Here is a 16777-nt window from a genome sequence, read left to right as displayed (position 1 = left end):
CTGTCAGAAGCGGTGCGCCAGCATCTCCCGCAGTACCCGGCGCTTGATCAGCTTGTTGGTCAAGCCCGGGTTATGCCACCACCAGCCATCGGCCTGCATCGCCTGGGCGGCGCGCACGAAGCGCTCGGCCACGGCAGCAAAGTCGGCATCGCTGTAATTCAGACTGAAGATGAAACGCCCGGTACCCACCCAGCTCAAGGCCAGTCCTTCGAGCCGCAGGTAATGTTGCAGCAACCAGTTGTAGCAGGCCGGCTGGGTGTAGAGCACGGTCCAGATAGACGACATGTTTGCCACCTGCACCGGCACGCCTGCAGCGGCCAGGCGCTGGTTCAGATCCGCAGCGCGTTGGTCCCAGCGCGCGTCCTGGCCGGCGTACATGGCCTGGATCGGCGCGGTCTCCAGACTCTGCAAAAACACATTCATCGCACCCATCACATAGGGATGGGCATTGAAGGTGCCGCGGGCAAAGCAGATGTCGGCCGGGGCCTCCTCGCGAAAGCGCTTCATCCACGCATGCTGGCCGCAGACCACGCCCACCGGCAGGCCCCCGCCGAGTGTCTTGCCGTAGGTCACCATGTCGGCCTGCACGCCAAAGTATTCCTGCGCGCCGCCGGGTGCCAGGCGGAAGCCGACGAACACCTCGTCGAAGATCAGCGCGATGTTTTTCTCGGTGCAGATCTGGCGCAGCTCCTTCAGCCAGCGTGTCGTGGCGGCACGGTCGAAATGCGCGCTGCGGCCACTGTCCAGCAACGAGGAATCTCCCGGTGCGCCGATGTTCGGGTGCAGGGCCTGCAGCGGGTTCACCAGCACGCAGGCGATGTCTTTACGGCGGCGCAGCACGCGCAAGGTGGCCTCGCCCATATCCTTCAAGGTGTAGGTGTCGCGCTCGGTCACCGGGTTGCCGATGCCGGGCTGCACATCGCCCCACCAGCCGTGGTAGGCGCCGCAAAAGCGCAGCAAATGCGTGCGCTTGGTGTGGTAGCGGGCCAGGCGCACGGCCTGCATCACGGCCTCGGTGCCGGACATGTGGAAGCTCACTTCGTCCATGCCGGAGATGGCTTTGAGCCGCTGCGCGTTGTCAGCCACCACCGGATGGTACGAGCCGAGCACCGGGCCGAGTTCGGCCACCATGGCGCTGCCCTGGCGGATGCAGTCTTTGTAGAAGTCGTTGCCGAACAGGTTCACGCCGTACGAACCGGTCAGGTCGTAGAACACGTTGCCGTCCATATCGGTCACGGTCACGCCGGCCGTGGACTGTACGAAGGAGCCGGTCTTCAGCGCCTTGCCGAACAGCTCGCGGAACTGGTAGGGCACTTTGTAGGCGGCGATGAATTGCATGTCGGAGATATCGCCCTCGGCCGCGCACGTCAGCTGCAGGCTGTGGGCGAAGCGGCTGGCGTACTCGGTGGCCAGCCGGGCCAGCGCGGTCTTGCGCAACCCCACCACCTCGGGCGGCGCGCCGTCCAGACCAAAAGCCTGGGCATCGTCGTAGCCGTAGTTCGGCAGCTGCGCGGCCATGCGCCGCGCCATGCGCGGGTGCCCGGTAAGCGAGCGGTGTTTGGCCAGAGACAACTCCAGCCGCGTCTTCACGCGGGTTGCAGCGTAAAGCGCGGCACCGCCTCCCAAAGCAAGCAAAGCCATTGATTCATTCACAAGATTTTTCCTTTCAAAAGAGATTGACCATGCAGATACGCCAGCAGATACAGCAACTACTGAAACAGGAAGACCTGAACTTTTTGCTCACCAACCGCCTGCCACGGCGCTGGCTGACGCAGGCCATGGGCTGGTTCAGCCAGATCGAGCAGCCGCTGGTGCGCGATGCCTCGATCGCGGTGTGGAAGTTCTTCTCGGACCTGGACCTGAGCGAGGCCAAGAAGACGCAGTTCAAAAGCATGCACGACTGCTTTACCCGCGAACTGAAAGACGGCCTGCGCCCCATCGCACTGGACCCGGCGGTGCTGAGCAGCCCCAGCGATGGCATCGTTGGCGCCTTTGGTCCGATCGAAGGCGGCCAGGTGTTCCAGGCCAAGGGCTTTCCGTACACGCTGCAAGAGCTGTTGGGCGACGAGGCACGCAGCGGCGAATGGCGCGACGGCTATTTCGTGACCTTGCGGCTCACGTCCAGCATGTACCACCGCTTCCACGCGCCTCAGGACTGCACGGTAGAGAAGGTGACTTACTTTTCCGGCGACACCTGGAACGTGAACCCGATTGCTTTGAAGCGGGTTGAAAAGCTGTTCTGCAAGAACGAACGCGCCTTTCTGAAGACCCGCATCACCGGCGACGGCCCGGCGCGCGGCCAGACGGTTGCGCTGGTGCCGGTCGCGGCGATCCTGGTGGCTAGCATCCGCCTGCATTTTCTGGATGTGCTGCTGCACCTGAAGTACCAAGGCCCGAACACCCTGCCCTGCAACGCCAGCTTCACCAAGGGCCAGGAGATGGGCTGGTTTCAGCATGGCTCGACCATCATCGTGCTGGCGCCCAAGGGCTTTGCGCTGTGCGAGGGCTTGCGCGATGGCTCAACGGTCCGCATGGGCCAAGCCCTTATGCGCTGGACGCAACCGACGGTTTAGGCTGCACAAACTGCGCCGCGGGCAGACTGCTGAAATGCCCGCCGTGGCATTGCACCACGGTGCGCAAGGTGCCGACAAAGCTGTCCACCACCGCGGCCCAGCCCAGGTGGGCCACGCTGTCCGGGGCGTTGAGGCGCAGCGCCTGCAGCCGCTGCGGGTGGCTGGCCAGGGCCACCGCGGCCTGCACAAACTGGGCTTCCTCGCCCAGCGGCACCAGCGCGCCGTTGTACTCCTGGCGGATCAGGTGGGCGGCCGCGGCATGCGCATACGACAGCACGGCCAGGCCGCTGGCCAGGGCTTCGGGCACCACATTGCCGTAGGTCTCGGTCATGCTGGGGAACAGGAACAGGTCGCCCGACGCGTAGTAGGTGGCCAGCTCTTCGCCCTGGCGCACGCCCGCAAAAATCGCCTGCGGACAGCTGTCCTGCAAGGCCTTGCGCAGCGGGCCGTCGCCCACCAGCACCAGCTTGGCCGTGGGCTGGCGCGCCTGGATCGCAGAAAAGGCGGCCAGCACGGCAGCCACGTTCTTCTCGCGGGCCAGGCGGCCCACATACAGCGCCACCACATCCTGTTCGCCCACGCCCCAGCTGGCGCGTAGCGCACTGGAGCGGCGCGCCGGGCTGAACTGGGCGATCTCCACGCCGCGCGACAGCACCGACACATTGCGGTAGCCGCGCGCCTGCAGCGCGTAGACCATGGCCGGCGTCGGCACCAGGGTGGCCATGGTGCGGTTGTGCAGCTTGCGCAGGTAGGCGTCGATGGGCGTCTTCAGCAGGCCCAGGCCGTAGTGGCCCGAGTAGTTGTCGAAATTGGTGTGGAACGAGCTGGTCACCGGCAGCTGCAGCTTGCGCGCCGCCGTCACCGCCGACCAGCCCAGCGGGCCTTCGGTGGCGACGTGCACCACGTCGGGCCGCATCTGCTGCCACAGCGCCAGCAGCCGGTTTTTCGACGGCAGGCCGAAGCGGAAATTGCCGTAGCTGGGAATCGGCACGCCGGCGGACAGCACTTCATCCAGCCCCGCGCGCGGCCCCTGGGCCTCCGCCCCGGGCTGGCGCGGCCGCACGATTTGCAGCGCATGGCCGCGCTGCAGCATGCCTTCCACCAGGCGCCCCAGGGTCATGGCGACGCCATTCACTTCGGGCGGAAAAGTCTCGGTCACCAGCGCAATCCGCAGACTGGCCGGTTGTGCAGCGAATGATTCCACGATGATCTCTTCAGCGTTGTTCACGCTGTCGAGACTACGGGGGCTGCATGGCAGATTGATGGCGTTGGCGTGTCAGTTTCAAGACACCGCCGAATTTCGATATAAAAAGTGCCTCTAGCGCTTATTTCACCAGCGCAAGCAGCTACTTTTTATATAGCAAACCAGTCACGCTTATCTGGGCCGGTCGTAGAACGGGAAGGTCATGGGGGCGATCACCGTGACTGCCTCGGCACCGCCGACGCCGCGGTAGGGTGCGAACTGCATGTCGTTCACCGCCAGCAGGCAGGCCTCGTCGAGCACCGGGTTCTGGCTGGACTGGGCGACCCGTTTGCGCAGCACCTTGCCGTCGGCGTCCACCAGGATCTCCACGATGACGGTGCTGGTACGCGAGCGGTCCCGCACCAGATCCGGCGCCGGCGTCGGCACCTTGACCCGCCAGGGGGTGCTGGTGCGCATCTGGGTGATGTCGATCTGCTGGTCGGGCCACGGGGCCTCGGGCGGGGCGGATGCGCAGCCGGCCAGGACGGCCAGCGTGGCAACCAACAATAAATGGCGAAAACGATGTTGCATATGGGTTCCTATATTTCGTATCTGGGCGGCGCTTTCAGCCCAGCAGGGGTGCCAATTCCTGGTCGATGGCGCCGAACAGGCTCAGGCCGTCCTGGCCCTTCATTTCGATGCGCACCGTGTCGCCGAACTGCAGGTAAGCCGTACTCGGCTGGCCGCTTTGCAGCGTCTCCATGGCGCGCTTTTCGGCGATGCAGTTATAGCCTTGGGGCCACTGGGTCTTGGACTTGCTGCCCACGCCCGCGTTGGCCACCGGGCCGGAGCCGACGATGCTACCCGCCCGCACGTTGCGGGTGGCGCACAGCTGGGCGATCAGCTGGCCAAAGTGGTATTGCATCTCGGGCCCGGCATCGCACATGCCGACCTTGCGGCCGTTCCAGCTGGTGTGCAGCGGCAGGTGCACGCGGCCCTTGTCCCAGGCATCGCCGAGTTCGTCCAGGGTAATGGCAACCGGGCTGAACGCGGTGGCCGGCGCGCTCTGCACCCAACCCGCGCCCTTGGCCCGCTCTACCGGCTCCAGGCTGCGCAGGCGCACGCTGTTGCTCAGCAGCAGCAGGCGCACGCCGTCCAGCGCCTGGGCCGGGGTCGCGCCCTGCGGCACATCGGCGGTGATGGCGGCCAGGCCGGCGCCGAAGTCCACGCCCAGCGCTTCCGACTGGCAGCGCAGCAGCTCGCAGGCGCCCAGCAGGTTGTCGCCGCTGCCCGGGGCCAGCACCAGGCCGGGCTCGGCGTCCTGGGCCTGCAGCAGGCTGGGATAGGCCTGGCCTTCCACCCACTGGTAGGCGCGCGGCAGCGGCGCCATGCATTGCAGCGGATCGAAGGGAAACGTGTGGCGGCCCCGGCCCTGGTTCAGCGCGTCGTACAGGTCTTGCAGCTGTGGGCTGAGGAAGCCCCAGTCGTCCAGCACCTGCTGCAGGCGGCTGGCAATGCCGGTCGCATAATGGGCCGAAGCCAGGTCGCGCGACACCACTACGAGCTGGCCGTCGCGGGAACCGTCTTGGTAGGTGGCCAATTTCATAGGGGAGTCAGCCGGGTGGAGTGGATCAAGCGTTGCATAGACAAATGAGTTTAACGAAGCCCACCCTGCCCCTGCGTGCGCTGCTGATGATCGGCGGCGGTGTGGCACTGGCCCACCTGCTGCTGCTGCGCGAGCTGCCAGCGGCGCTGCAGGTACAAGGGGAAGCCCCGACAGTCCGCGCACTGCAAACCCGCAGCATCGCCGCGCCGCCTCCTCCTCCGGTCGCAGCCGCCCCGGCGCCGGCGCCTCCGGTAGCACGGCCCAAGCCCCAACCCGCCCCGCCCCCAGTGGACGCGGCCCCCGCCAGCACCACCGTCGCCAGCGTGGAGACCCCGGCCCCCCTGCCAGCCGAGCCCGCCCCGCTGCCCGAACCACCGGCCTCGGCACCGGAAGTCCCGGTGGTCACGCCACCAGCACCACCGGAACCCGCTGCATCCGCCCCGGTCTCGGCCCCGCCCGCCCCGCCCACCGTCACCCAGGCCACGGCCTTCGCCTTTCCGGCGTCCGTGCGTTTGCTCTACGAGCTCAGCGGTGAATCGAAAAAGCTGCGCTACCAGGCGCGCGGCGAGCTGCTGTGGCGGCAGGACGGCCAGCACTATGACGCCCAGCTGCAGGCCAGCATGCTGTTCTTTGGCTCGCGCACCCGTACCAGCAGCGGGCAGATCACGCCTGGCGGCCTGGCGCCGACCCGGTTTTCCGACAAATGGCGCAGCGAACAGGCCGCGCACTTCGACCAGGAGAAGCACAAAGTCACCTTCAGCGCCAACACGCCCGAAGTCACCCTGCAGGCCGCTGCCCAGGACCAGCTGAGCGTGATCCTGCAAATTGCCGGCATGCTGGCCGCCGATCCAGCCAGCTACCCTGCCGGCAGCGGCATTGCGCTGCAAACCGTGGGCCCCAAGGATGCGGATATCTGGGCTTTTACCGTGGAGACGCCGGAGAAGATCCGGGTGCCCAGCGGCGAGCTAGAAACCATCAAACTGATCCGCAAACCGCGCAAGGAATTCGACCAGAAGGTCGAAATCTGGTTGGCCCCCAACCTGGGCTACCTGCCGGCGCGGCTAAAAATCACGAATGCCAACGGTGATTTCATCGACCAACAACTGCGCGGCGTGGAAAAGCCGTAATCTGTAGCTGCCTTGAAAACTGTAGAAACGTAGCCATCTGTGCATCAGTGATTGAAAAGGACCGCACCATGAACACGCTTTACGACTCTGAATCCTTTGTGGTGGTCCACATGCAGCCGAATGCCGCCCTGGAGGCCCTGTTGCCGCAAATGGACACCCCGCGCGCACCCACGCTGGAGCGCCACGGCTTTGAAATTGTCGACAAACGCTCGGGCAAAGAGGTCTACCTGGATGGCTCCTGGGCCGAGCTGTTCCAGCGCCACATCGCCGCCTGGCAGCAAAACACCCCGACCCAGGAAGAAGTCGAAGACACGCTGGAGCAATACGCCGGCCTGGCGCAAAACCCGGTCGTCATCCACTGAGCATGCTGCTGCGCGCCGCCCTGCTGGCCATGGCCTTGTTGACGGGCTGCGCCAGCATGTCGCCGAACCGCGCTCTGGCGCTGCTGCCGGCGGATGCCATCCTGCTGGGCGAACAGCACGACGCCCCCGACCACCAACGCATCCACCGCGAAACCATAGAAGCCCTGGCCACCCAAGGCCAGCTCGCCGCCGTGGCCATCGAAATGGCCGAGCAAGGCCGCAGCACTGCAGCACTACCGCGCGATGCCGACGCCGCCCAGGTACAGGCCGCCCTGCAATGGGACGACGCTGGCTGGCCCTGGGCCGCCTACGGGCCGGCGGTGATGGCTGCAATGCGGGCTGGCGTGCCGGTGCTTGGCGCGAACCTGCCGCGGACCCAGATGCGCACCGCCATGGCGAACAGCGCGCTGGACGGCCAACTGCCCGGCCCGGCGCTAAAGGCCCAGCAGCAGGCGATCCGCCTTGGCCACTGCGGCCTGTTGCCCGAAAGCCAGATCGCGCCCATGACGCGCATCCAGATCGCCCGCGACATGGCCATGGCGCAAACCCTGCAGGCGGCTGCCGTTCGCGGCAAGACCGTGCTGTTGCTGGCCGGCGCCGGCCATGTGGACCGCAGCCTGGGCGTGCCACAATACCTGCCTGAAAACCTGGTATCCAAAGCCGTTCTGCTGCAGGCAGGACCAGCGCCAGCAGCTACCAAAAGCATAGTAAATTTTGATAGCACGTGGCAAACACCCAGCATTCCCGCCACCGACTACTGCGCCAGCCTGCAGAAGCAGCTGCCCGGCTGACCCGCAGCCGCAAGCTCGGCGACAATCCAGCCTGTATGACCCCAACCCACAACCACGCCTACATCCTCACCCTGTCCTGCCCCGACCGCCAGGGCATCGTGCATGCCGTCTCCGGCTTTCTGCTGGAACGCGGCAGCAACATCGAAGAAGCCGCGCAGTACAACGACCACGACACCGGCCTGTTCTTCATGCGCGTGCAGTTCGCCTGCGGCGCCGTCAGCGCTGCCGACTTGCGCAGCCAGCTGGGCAGCTTCGCCGAAGGCTTTGCCATGCGCTGGAGCCTGCACGAGACCTCGGAGCCGGTGCGCACCGTGCTGATGGTCAGCAAGGAAGGCCATTGCCTGAACGACCTGCTGTTCCGCTGGAAGAGCGGCTTGCTGCCGCTGGACATCCGCGCCATTGTCAGCAACCACCGCGACTTCTACCAGCTGGCGGCCAGCTACAACGTGCCGTTCCACCATATCCCGGTGACTGCCGCCACCAAGGCCCAGGCCGAGGCCCGCGCCTACGAGGTGATTGAAAGCGAAGGTGCCGAGCTGGTGGTGCTGGCGCGCTACATGCAGATCCTCAGCGACGACCTGTGCCGCAAGCTATCCGGCCGTGCCATCAACATCCACCACAGCTTTCTGCCCAGCTTCAAGGGCGCCAAGCCCTACTACCAGGCGCATGACCGGGGTGTGAAGCTGATCGGCGCCACCGCCCACTATGTGACGGCGGACCTGGACGAAGGCCCGATCATCGAACAGGACGTAGCCCGCGTAGACCACAGTCGCACCGTCGAGCATTTCACCGCCCAGGGCCGCGATACCGAGAGCCAGGTGCTGGCCCGCGCCGTCAAGTGGCACAGCGAGCACCGCGTGCTGCTGAACGGCCACAAAACGGTGATTTTCAAATAGCGTTGGCCATCACTTCACCTAGGCGCACGCTAGCTGCTGGTGCCCAGGCGGTGTTGAAGCTCAGCGGGCCTTGGGGGAACAGCATCACCACGGTGGAACCGAGCAGGAAACGGCCCATCTCGTCGCCCTGCTTCAACACCACCTGCTGGTCGTCATAGCGCCATTCGCGCACCGGGCCGCGTGGCGGATTGATCACACCCTGCCAGACGGTGGCCATGCTGCCGACGATGGCAGCGCCCACCAGCACCAGCACGAATGGCCCACGCGCCGAATCAAACACACAGACCACCCGCTCGTTGCGCGCGAACAGGCCGGGCACGCCCTGCGCCGTCACCGGGTTCACCGAGAACAGCTCACCCGGCACGTAGGTCATGCGCGTCAGGCGCCCATCGCAGGGCATGTGGATGCGGTGGTAGTCCTTGGGGCTCAGGTAGATATTGGCAAAGTGGCCGTTCTCGAACAGCGCACCCAGGGCAGCGTCGCCGCCCACCAGCGCGGTGGTCGAAAAAGTATGGCCCTTGGCCTGGAAGATCTGGTCGCGCTCGATACGGCCAAACTGGCTGATCGCGCCGTCCACCGGGCACACCAGATCGGCCTTGGCCAGTGGACGGGCGCCGGGCTTCAAGGCGCGGGTGAAGAACTCGTTGAAGCTGGCGTAGCTGCTGATATCTGGATTGGCCGCCTCGGCCATGTTCACCCCGTACTTGGCTACGAACCAGCGGATGATGCCGGTGGTGATGCTGCCGGCGCGTGCCGTGGCGACATGCCAGCCAAAAGCGGTGATGGCGTGCTTGGGCAGCAGGTACTGCAGCCACACTTTGAAACGGTCAGACACGCGCAATCCCCTAGGCAAAAAGGGGGCCATTGTAGCGAGCACCCCCTGGCGTAAGAGGGACAATGCCGGCATGAGTGCTACGCGTATACCCCCAATCCAGTGCCTGCTGACCTTCGAAGCTTTGGCCCGTTTGCGCAGCGTGACCCAGGCGGCCGACGAGCTGTGCGTTACCTCCAGCGCGGTCAGCCACCGGGTCAAGCAGCTGGAGCAGATCCTGGGCACCAAGCTGTTTGGGCGGGCCGACTTTTCACTGACCACCGAAGGCAGCGAGTACCTGGCCCACGTGCGCGAGGGGCTGGCGATTCTGGAGCGCTTCCCCAGCACCCAGTCGGCCCCCGGCAAGCGCAAGCTGCGGCTGGCGGTCACGCCGACCTTTGCCCGGGCCATCCTGATCCCGCGGCTGCGCCAGTTCACCGAGGCCTATCCCGAGATCGACCTGACCCTGCAGGTGTCGATTCCCTTGCTCGACGTGGTGGCCGAAGATGCCGACCTGATAGTGCGCTTCGGCACCGGGCGCTATGCGGATGTGGAACACGTCTGCCTGACCCGTGACGAGGTTACGCCGCTGGCCTCGCCGGCTTTTGTGCGCGAGCACGGCCCGTTCGACGCGGTGGACGACCTGGAAGGCGCGCGCCTGCTGCGCTCACCGCTGGAGCCTTGGCGCACCTGGTTCGCGGCCCACCAACTCGACTGGCCCGAACCCGCCGATGGCTCGCAGTTCAACGACATCGGCCTGATGTGCGATGCCGCGGCGGCCGGCATGGGCATCGCCCTGGTCCGGCTACGCCTGGGTGCGCCCTGGCTGGACAACGGTGCGCTGGTGCGCTTGTATGCCCGCAGCGTGCCCAGCCCGCATGCGCATTACCTGTGCTGGAACACCGGCGCCATGGACCGCTGGGAATGCGCAGCCTTTGCCGATTGGCTGAAGAAAGCCGTCGTCTGACACTGAACTTTTTAAAAAAAAGAGCTGCTGGCGCAGGTACTACCTGCGTCAGCAGCTCTTTTATTGATAGCAAGTAGCTTATGCGGTCTTGGCTTGGGCCAACAGGGTGGCTGCGTCGCTGACTTCAAACTTGCCCGGACCTTCGATGTTCAGGCTGGCGACCACGCCATTCTTCACCAGCATCGAATAGCGGTTGCTGCGCAGGCCCAGGCCTTTGGCCGTCAGGTCCAGCGTCAGGCCGGTGGCCTTGGCGAAGTCGGCGCTGCCGTCGCCCAGCATACGGACCTTGCCTGCAGTCTTCTGGTCGCGCGCCCAGGCGCCCATCACAAAGGCGTCGTTCACGCTGAGGCACCAGATTTCGTCTACGCCGGCGGCTTTGAAAGCCTCTGCGTTGGCCACATAGCCGGGCACGTGCTGGGCAGAGCAGGTGGGCGTGAACGCGCCAGGCAGGGCGAACAGCGCAATCGTCTTGCCTGCGGTGGCCTTGGCCACGTCGACGGCGTTCGGGCCGATGCTGCAGCCTTCGCCTTCGACTTCGGAATACTCGAACAGGGTGGTGGATGGAAGGGTGTCGCCAACTTTGATCATGGTGTGCTCCTGGAGTAAAAAGAAAAATGGGGCTGTGCCAGCCCCATAAACAAAAACGGCCCACATTGTGAGCCGTTTTTTAACTAGTTTGCAGCTTTAGACTGCAATAGCCTTTTGCACCAAGCGGGTAGCAACCCAGTTCTTGGTCTTCGAGATCGGACGGCTTTCCGTGATCTCAATGGTGTCGCCCAGCTTGAACTCACCCTTTTCATCATGGGCGTGGTACTTGCTCGACTTACCAACGATCTTGCCGTAGAGCTCGTGCTTCACACGGCGCTCGATCAGCACGGTCACAGTCTTTGCTCGTTTGTCGCTGACCACCTTGCCAATCAAGGTGCGCTTGAGGGATGTTTTAGCTTCCGTCATGTTTTCGCTCCTTACTTAGCGGTTTTGTCAGCGGCTTGCTTCTCGACAAGAATGGTCTTGGCGCGGGCAATGTCACGACGCGCGGTGCGGATCGTGGCTGTGTTGGTGAGTTGTTGCGTGGCTTTTTGCATACGCAGGCCGAAATGGGCGCGTTGCAGCGCTTTCACTTCGTCCTTCAGGCCGGCAACGTCTTTGGTGCGCAGTTCAGTAGATTTGGTCATATCAGTCTCCTGCTTACTGGCCAATCATGCGGGCAACGAAGGTGGTACGCAAAGGCAGTTTGGCAGCAGCCAAACGGAACGCTTCACGGGCCAGTTCTTCAGGAACGCCGACGATTTCAAAAACGATCTTACCCGGCTGAATTTCAGCCACGTAATACTCAGGGTTACCCTTACCGTTACCCATACGCACTTCAGCAGGCTTTTGGGAAATTGGCTTGTCAGGGAACACGCGGATCCAGATACGGCCGCCACGCTTCACGTGACGGGAAATCGCACGGCGTGCGGCTTCAATCTGGCGGGCCGTCAGACGGCCACGGTCAGTGCACTTCAGACCGAAATCACCGAACGCAACCGAGCTACCCCGGGTTGCGATGCCGGTGTTACGGCCTTTTTGCTCTTTGCGGTACTTGCGACGCGCGGGTTGCAACATGTTTATTCTCCTTTACCGTCAGCTGCAGCAGGTGCAGCAGGCGCGGCTACTTTACGGACGCGCTGAACGGTAGATTTCGGTGCAGCTGCACCTGTGGCTTCAACAGGCTTGTCGCTACCGTCTGCAGGAGCCGCATTGGCACCTACAGGGCGGCGGGGAGCACGTGCTGGAGGACGGTCATTGCCACCGGGACGGCCACCGCGGTCATCGCGACGGGGTCCACGGGGACGACGTTCTTCTTCGCTGCGCGGCTCTTGCGCGGCGGGGGCATCATTGCGACCCAGGTGGTCACCCTTGTAGACCCAAACCTTCACGCCAATAATGCCGTAAGTGGTTTTGGCTTCAGAGGTGCCGTAGTCGATGTCCGCACGCAAGGTGTGCAGTGGCACGCGACCTTCGCGGTACCACTCGCAACGAGCGATTTCAATGCCATTCAGACGGCCAGACGACATGATCTTGATGCCCAGGGCACCCAGACGCATGGCGTTTTGCATGGCGCGCTTCATCGCACGGCGGAACATGATGCGCTTTTCCAGCTGCTGGGTGATGCTGTCGGCAATCAGCTTGGCATCGATTTCAGGCTTGCGCACTTCTTCGATGTTGACTGCGACGGGCACGCCCAATTGCTTGGCCAGGTCACGCTTGAGGTTCTCGATGTCTTCGCCTTTCTTGCCGATCACGACGCCCGGACGAGCCGAGAAAATCGTGATGCGGGCGTTCTTGGCAGGACGCTCGATCAGAATGCGCGAAACCGAAGCGTTTTTCAGCTTGGCTTTCAGGTACTCACGTACCTTGATGTCTTCGGCCAGCATGCCGGCGAAGTCGTTGTTGCTTGCGTACCAACGGCTGGACCAGTTACGGCTGACCGACAAACGAAAGCCGGTAGGGTGGATTTTTTGTCCCATATCTTCCGAACCTCTTAGTTGCCGACCGTCACGTACACATGGCACGTGGGCTTGCTGATACGGTTACCACGGCCTTTTGCACGGGCCGTGAAGCGCTTGAGCGTCGCACCTTGTTCGACGTAGATGGTTTTAACCTTCAACTCGTCGATATCGGCACCGTCATTGTGCTCAGCGTTGGCGATAGCCGACTCCAGCACCTTCTTGATGATCACAGCAGCTTTTTTCTGCGTGAATTCAAGAACGTTCAGAGCTTGGTCTACCTTTTTGCCGCGGATCAAATCTGCGACCAGACGGCCTTTGTCTACTGACAAACGCACGCCACGAAGGACTGCACGTGTTTCCATGGTCTTTCCTTATTTCCGCACGACTTTTTTGTCGGCAGGGTGACCCTTGAAAGTACGGGTGAGTGCGAACTCTCCCAACTTGTGGCCCACCATTTGGTCGGTAATATAGACAGGGACGTGCTGTTTGCCGTTATGCACAGCAATGGTCAGGCCGATGAAATCGGGCAAGATCATGGAACGACGCGACCAGGTCTTAATTGGCTTTTTGTCCTTGGTTGCCACGGCCTTTTCAGCCTTGGCAATCAAGTGGTGGTCTACGAATGGACCTTTTTTGAGTGAGCGAGTCATCTAGCTACCCCTTACTTCTTGCGACGCGACACCACCATCACTTGGGTGCGCTTGTTGTTACGGGTACGGTAACCCTTGGTCAGATTGCCCCAAGGATCGACTGGATGACGGCCTTCGCCGGTCTTACCTTCACCACCGCCGTGTGGGTGATCCACAGGGTTCATCACCACACCGCGAACGGTTGGGCGGATACCCATCCAACGCTTGACACCGGCCTTGCCCAAACGGCGCAGGCTGTGTTCTTCGTTGGCGACTTCACCAATGGTGGCGCGGCATTCGATATGGATCTTGCGAACTTCACCCGAACGCATACGCACCTGGGCGTAGGTGCCTTCGCGCGCCAGCAGCGTCGCGGAGGTACCAGCCGAACGGGCGATCTGTGCACCAGCACCGGGCTTGAGCTCGATGCAGTGGATGGTCGAACCGACAGGAATGTTGCGTATAGGCAAGGTGTTACCAGCGCGGATCGGGGCTTCAGCACCGCTCAGCAGGGTTGCACCGGCTTCCAGACCACGGGGAGCAATGATGTAACGACGCTCGCCGTCGGCATAGCACACCAGAGCGATGTGGGCCGTACGGTTTGGATCGTATTCAATACGCTCGACCTTTGCAGGAATGCCATCCTTGTTGCGAACAAAGTCCACAACGCGGTAATGGTGCTTATGACCGCCGCCACGGTGGCGGGTGGTGATATGACCATTGTTGTTACGGCCCGCTTTTTGGAACTGGGGTTCCAACAGCGCCGCGTGAGGAGCACCCTTGTACAGGTGGTCACGCGAAATCTTCACCATGCCGCGTTGGCCTGGCGAAGTGGGTTTCATTTTAATGACAGCCATGATTACGCGGCCTCCCCGGTCAGGTTCAGCTCTTGACCTGGCTTCAGCGTCACATAGGCCTTGCGCACGTTGTCGCGACGACCGATGGATTTGCCAAAACGCTTGGTTTTGCCTTTGGTGTTGACCACAGAAACGCCTTTGACTTCCACCTTGAACATCAGCTGCACAGCAGCCATGATCTCGTGCTTGGTCGCGTCCTGGAGTACCTTGAACGTCACTGCATTGGACTTCTCAGCCACCATGGTTGCCTTTTCAGACACGATGGGAGCGATCAGCACTTGCATCAGACGGCCTTCGTCAAATTGACGGTTGGTCAAGTTCATGCGGCTCATGCGAACATCTCCTGGAGTTTGTCCATGGCAGCCTTGGTCACCAGAACCTTCTTGTAGTGCACCAGCGACACCGGATCGGCGTAGCGGGGTTCAACCACCAGAATGTTCACGAGGTTACGGGAAGCCAGATACAGGTTTTCATCGATTTGGTCAGAAATGACCAGCACGGATGCCAGGTTCATCGCCTTGAACTTAGCCGCCAGGGGCTTGGTCTTGGGCGAATCAACAGTCAACGAGTCCACCACAGCCAGACGGCCTTCACGGGCCAGCTGCGACAGGATCGCGGCCATACCAGCGCGGTACATCTTCTTGTTGATTTTCTGCGTGAAGTTTTCATCAGGCATGTTCGGGAAAATACGACCGCCGCCGCGCCACAGGGGCGAGGAGGTCATACCGGCGCGAGCGCGGCCAGTTCCCTTTTGCTTGAATGGCTTCTTGGTCGAGTGGCGAACCTGCTCACGGTCTTTTTGGGCACGGGTGCCTTGACGCGCGTTGGCCTGGAAAGCGACTACGACTTGGTGAACCAGGTCTTCGTTGTAAGCACGACCGAATACGGTTTCGGGCACATCGATCTTGGATGCGGCCTGGCCTTGGTCATTCAGGAGTTCGAGCTGCATTAGTTCGCTCCTTTTGCTGCTTTGGCCTTGATGGCCGGACGCACCGTCACAAAACCGCCCTTGGAACCAGGAACTGCGCCCCGGATCAAAAGCAGTTGACGGGCTTCGTCAATACGGATCACGTCGAGGTTCTGGGTGGTGACGAGGTCGTCACCCAGATGGCCCGTCATGCGCTTGCCAGGGAACACACGACCTGGATCCTGGGCCATACCGATGGAGCCAGGAACGTTGTGTGAACGGCTGTTACCGTGCGATGCACGTTGCGAGCTCATGTGGTGGCGCTTGATGGTACCGGCGTAGCCTTTACCAATCGTGGTGCCTTGCACGTCGACCTTTTGACCCACCGCAAACACGGCGGACACGGGCACAGCAGAACCAGGCTTGTACTGGGCTGCGGCATCCGAGGTAACGCGGAATTCTTGGATGATCTCACCGGCTTCAACGCCTGCTTTCGCAAGGTGACCGGCTGCCGGCTTGGTTACACGCGAAGCTTTGCGTGCACCGAATGTGACCTGCAGGGCCACATAACCGTCATTCTCTTGGGTTTTGATCTGGGTCACGCGGTTATTAGACACGTCTACCACCGTGACAGGAACTGCGTCCCCTTCATCGGTGAATAGGCGCATCATGCCTACCTTGCGGCCCAGCAACCCTAGGGAGTTGCTTTGACTCATTGTTTTCTCCGTAACTTCCACCCGTGCAACTGCAATTGGCTACACGGTTTGTGTGTGAAAGACTGTTAATAAAACCGCGTGAAAACCCTAACGAATTTCCGCGCAGCCTTGGAGTATAGCCCGCACTTGGCTTTGAGGCAAGTGCGGACTATTTCCTTGGGTGGTTTGTGGCTCCCGCTTGCGCGGAAACCACACCGTTTTGCTTATTGCAGCTTGATTTCGACGTCCACGCCAGCGGGCAGATCGAGCTTCATCAACGCGTCAACGGTCTTGTCCGTTGGGTCGACGATGTCCATCAGACGCTGGTGCGTACGGATTTCGAACTGGTCGCGGCTGGTCTTGTTGACGTGCGGCGAACGCAGAATGTCAAAACGCTTCATGCGGGTTGGCAAAGGCACTGGGCCTTTGACAATCGCGCCGGTGCGCTTGGCGGTATCCACAATTTCAGCGGCCGATTGGTCGATGAGTTTGTAGTCAAACGCCTTCAGGCGGATGCGGATTTTTTGCTTGGTAGACATGGTGCTTCCTACGTCGTTTTAAGCAATGATCTTGGCAACCACACCGGCGCCGACGGTCTTGCCGCCTTCACGGATAGCGAAACGCAGACCTTCTTCCATGGCGATGGGGTTGATCAGCTTGACGGTGATCGACACGTTGTCGCCTGGCATGACCATTTCCTTGCCTTCTGGCAACTCGATCGCACCGGTCACGTCCGTGGTACGGAAGTAGAACTGGGGACGGTAGTTGTTGAAGAAAGGGGTGTGGCGGCCGCCTTCGTCTTTGCTGAGCACGTAGATTTCAGAGGTGAAATGCGTGTGTGGCTTGATCGAATTGGGCTTGCACAGCACTTGGCCGCGTTG

At 62.3% G+C, this 16777-nt stretch carries 23 protein-coding genes and 1 pseudogene; 6 read left to right on the top strand and 18 right to left on the bottom strand.

The genetic code is table 11. The features are described 5' to 3' along the window. Nucleotides 1–3 precede the first annotated feature (3 nt). Nucleotides 4–1653: an aminotransferase class III-fold pyridoxal phosphate-dependent enzyme gene (locus tag BLT66_RS18805; RefSeq protein WP_255407000.1), complete on the bottom strand. Its 1650-nt coding sequence runs from the start codon at nucleotides 1651–1653 to the stop codon at nucleotides 4–6. Between the two features lie 29 nt (nucleotides 1654–1682). Between BLT66_RS18805 and asd (BLT66_RS18800) the strand changes: the two genes are divergently transcribed. After that, on the top strand, nucleotides 1683–2573 hold the full coding sequence (gene asd, locus BLT66_RS18800) for an archaetidylserine decarboxylase (RefSeq protein ID WP_092760657.1): 891 nt from the start codon (nucleotides 1683–1685) through the stop codon (nucleotides 2571–2573). Here the strand turns inward: asd (BLT66_RS18800) and BLT66_RS18795 are convergent. The 3 genes from BLT66_RS18795 to BLT66_RS18785 all read right to left on the bottom strand — a co-directional run bounded on the left by BLT66_RS18795 (nucleotide 2545) and on the right by BLT66_RS18785 (nucleotide 5362). Next, nucleotides 2545–3801 (bottom strand): glycosyltransferase family 4 protein, encoded by a 1257-nt coding sequence (locus BLT66_RS18795; RefSeq protein WP_255406999.1) that lies wholly within the window; start codon nucleotides 3799–3801, stop codon nucleotides 2545–2547. The two genes, asd (BLT66_RS18800) and BLT66_RS18795, sit on opposite strands and share 29 nt — an antisense overlap. 147 nt (nucleotides 3802–3948) lie before the next feature. Next, entirely contained in the window at nucleotides 3949–4347 is a 399-nt protein-coding gene (locus BLT66_RS18790; RefSeq protein WP_092759982.1) for an energy transducer TonB family protein, read from the bottom strand. Nucleotides 4348–4381: 34 nt separating this feature from the next. Then, nucleotides 4382–5362, bottom strand: a complete 981-nt coding sequence (locus BLT66_RS18785; RefSeq protein ID WP_092759980.1) for a fumarylacetoacetate hydrolase family protein — start codon at nucleotides 5360–5362, stop codon at nucleotides 4382–4384. Between the two features lie 44 nt (nucleotides 5363–5406). Between BLT66_RS18785 and BLT66_RS18780 the strand changes: the two genes are divergently transcribed. From BLT66_RS18780 to purU, 4 genes are all read left to right on the top strand, one after another. Continuing rightward, nucleotides 5407–6489 (top strand): DUF3108 domain-containing protein, encoded by a 1083-nt coding sequence (locus BLT66_RS18780; RefSeq protein ID WP_092759978.1) that lies wholly within the window; start codon nucleotides 5407–5409, stop codon nucleotides 6487–6489. 68 nt (nucleotides 6490–6557) lie between these two features. Beyond that, nucleotides 6558–6851, top strand: a complete 294-nt coding sequence (locus BLT66_RS18775) for a BTH_I0359 family protein (RefSeq protein WP_092760653.1) — start codon at nucleotides 6558–6560, stop codon at nucleotides 6849–6851. A gap of 2 nt (nucleotides 6852–6853) precedes the next feature. Continuing rightward, nucleotides 6854–7642 carry a ChaN family lipoprotein gene (locus BLT66_RS18770; protein ID WP_092759976.1) on the top strand — a complete coding sequence of 263 codons (789 nt, stop codon included), beginning with the start codon at nucleotides 6854–6856 and terminating at the stop codon, nucleotides 7640–7642. A gap of 35 nt (nucleotides 7643–7677) precedes the next feature. Next, a complete protein-coding gene (gene purU / locus BLT66_RS18765) occupies nucleotides 7678–8538 on the top strand; it encodes a formyltetrahydrofolate deformylase (RefSeq protein WP_092759974.1) in 861 nt (286 codons plus the stop codon). On the opposite strand, the gene asd (BLT66_RS18760) is transcribed toward purU, so the two are convergent. Beyond that, nucleotides 8531–9373 carry an archaetidylserine decarboxylase gene (gene asd / locus BLT66_RS18760; protein ID WP_092760651.1) on the bottom strand — a complete coding sequence of 281 codons (843 nt, stop codon included), beginning with the start codon at nucleotides 9371–9373 and terminating at the stop codon, nucleotides 8531–8533. The two genes, purU and asd (BLT66_RS18760), sit on opposite strands and share 8 nt — an antisense overlap. A gap of 70 nt (nucleotides 9374–9443) precedes the next feature. Between asd (BLT66_RS18760) and BLT66_RS18755 the strand changes: the two genes are divergently transcribed. Continuing rightward, a complete protein-coding gene (locus BLT66_RS18755) occupies nucleotides 9444–10316 on the top strand; it encodes a LysR substrate-binding domain-containing protein (RefSeq protein ID WP_092759972.1) in 873 nt (290 codons plus the stop codon). Nucleotides 10317–10394: 78 nt separating this feature from the next. Here the strand turns inward: BLT66_RS18755 and BLT66_RS18750 are convergent, their stop codons facing one another. The 13 genes and pseudogenes from BLT66_RS18750 to tuf all read right to left on the bottom strand — a co-directional run. Continuing rightward, nucleotides 10395–10904, bottom strand: coding sequence for a peroxiredoxin (locus tag BLT66_RS18750; protein ID WP_092759970.1), 510 nt, complete (start codon nucleotides 10902–10904; stop codon nucleotides 10395–10397). Between the two features lie 96 nt (nucleotides 10905–11000). Continuing rightward, nucleotides 11001–11270, bottom strand: coding sequence for a 30S ribosomal protein S17 (gene rpsQ, locus BLT66_RS18745; RefSeq protein ID WP_092759968.1), 270 nt, complete (start codon nucleotides 11268–11270; stop codon nucleotides 11001–11003). 11 nt (nucleotides 11271–11281) lie between these two features. Next, nucleotides 11282–11491 carry a 50S ribosomal protein L29 gene (gene rpmC / locus BLT66_RS18740; RefSeq protein ID WP_092759966.1) on the bottom strand — a complete coding sequence of 70 codons (210 nt, stop codon included), beginning with the start codon at nucleotides 11489–11491 and terminating at the stop codon, nucleotides 11282–11284. A gap of 13 nt (nucleotides 11492–11504) precedes the next feature. Continuing rightward, the gene (rplP, locus tag BLT66_RS18735) at nucleotides 11505–11921 is read right to left on the bottom strand and encodes a 50S ribosomal protein L16 (protein ID WP_029708121.1); all 417 of its coding nucleotides are present in this window, start codon (nucleotides 11919–11921) and stop codon (nucleotides 11505–11507) included. Between the two features lie 2 nt (nucleotides 11922–11923). Further along, nucleotides 11924–12826: a 30S ribosomal protein S3 gene (rpsC, locus tag BLT66_RS18730; protein WP_092759964.1), complete on the bottom strand. Its 903-nt coding sequence runs from the start codon at nucleotides 12824–12826 to the stop codon at nucleotides 11924–11926. Nucleotides 12827–12840: 14 nt separating this feature from the next. Further along, entirely contained in the window at nucleotides 12841–13170 is a 330-nt protein-coding gene (gene rplV / locus BLT66_RS18725; RefSeq protein ID WP_076196166.1) for a 50S ribosomal protein L22, read from the bottom strand. A 9-nt stretch (nucleotides 13171–13179) separates the two neighbouring features. Beyond that, nucleotides 13180–13458: a 30S ribosomal protein S19 gene (rpsS, locus tag BLT66_RS18720; protein WP_076196164.1), complete on the bottom strand. Its 279-nt coding sequence runs from the start codon at nucleotides 13456–13458 to the stop codon at nucleotides 13180–13182. Nucleotides 13459–13469: 11 nt separating this feature from the next. Next, nucleotides 13470–14294 (bottom strand): 50S ribosomal protein L2, encoded by an 825-nt coding sequence (gene rplB, locus BLT66_RS18715; RefSeq protein ID WP_092759962.1) that lies wholly within the window; start codon nucleotides 14292–14294, stop codon nucleotides 13470–13472. A gap of 2 nt (nucleotides 14295–14296) precedes the next feature. Continuing rightward, complete coding sequence (gene rplW, locus BLT66_RS18710; RefSeq protein ID WP_369821623.1) at nucleotides 14297–14617, bottom strand: 50S ribosomal protein L23; 321 nt, start codon at nucleotides 14615–14617, stop codon at nucleotides 14297–14299. A 5-nt stretch (nucleotides 14618–14622) separates the two neighbouring features. Next, entirely contained in the window at nucleotides 14623–15243 is a 621-nt protein-coding gene (gene rplD / locus BLT66_RS18705) for a 50S ribosomal protein L4 (RefSeq protein ID WP_092759960.1), read from the bottom strand. Beyond that, nucleotides 15243–15917: a 50S ribosomal protein L3 gene (rplC, locus tag BLT66_RS18700; protein WP_092759957.1), complete on the bottom strand. Its 675-nt coding sequence runs from the start codon at nucleotides 15915–15917 to the stop codon at nucleotides 15243–15245. Before rplC ends, rplD begins: the two co-directional genes overlap by 1 nt. A gap of 203 nt (nucleotides 15918–16120) precedes the next feature. After that, nucleotides 16121–16435, bottom strand: a complete 315-nt coding sequence (gene rpsJ, locus BLT66_RS18695) for a 30S ribosomal protein S10 (protein ID WP_019575636.1) — start codon at nucleotides 16433–16435, stop codon at nucleotides 16121–16123. An 18-nt stretch (nucleotides 16436–16453) separates the two neighbouring features. After that, nucleotides 16454–16777 (bottom strand): annotated as a pseudogene (gene tuf / locus BLT66_RS18690) (elongation factor Tu); the annotation flags it as partial.

This window comes from Rhodoferax sp. OV413 (assembly GCF_900104385.1).
GTDB lineage: Bacteria > Pseudomonadota > Gammaproteobacteria > Burkholderiales > Burkholderiaceae_C > Rhodoferax_B.
This window is presented reverse-complemented; position numbering and strand designations above follow the sequence as displayed.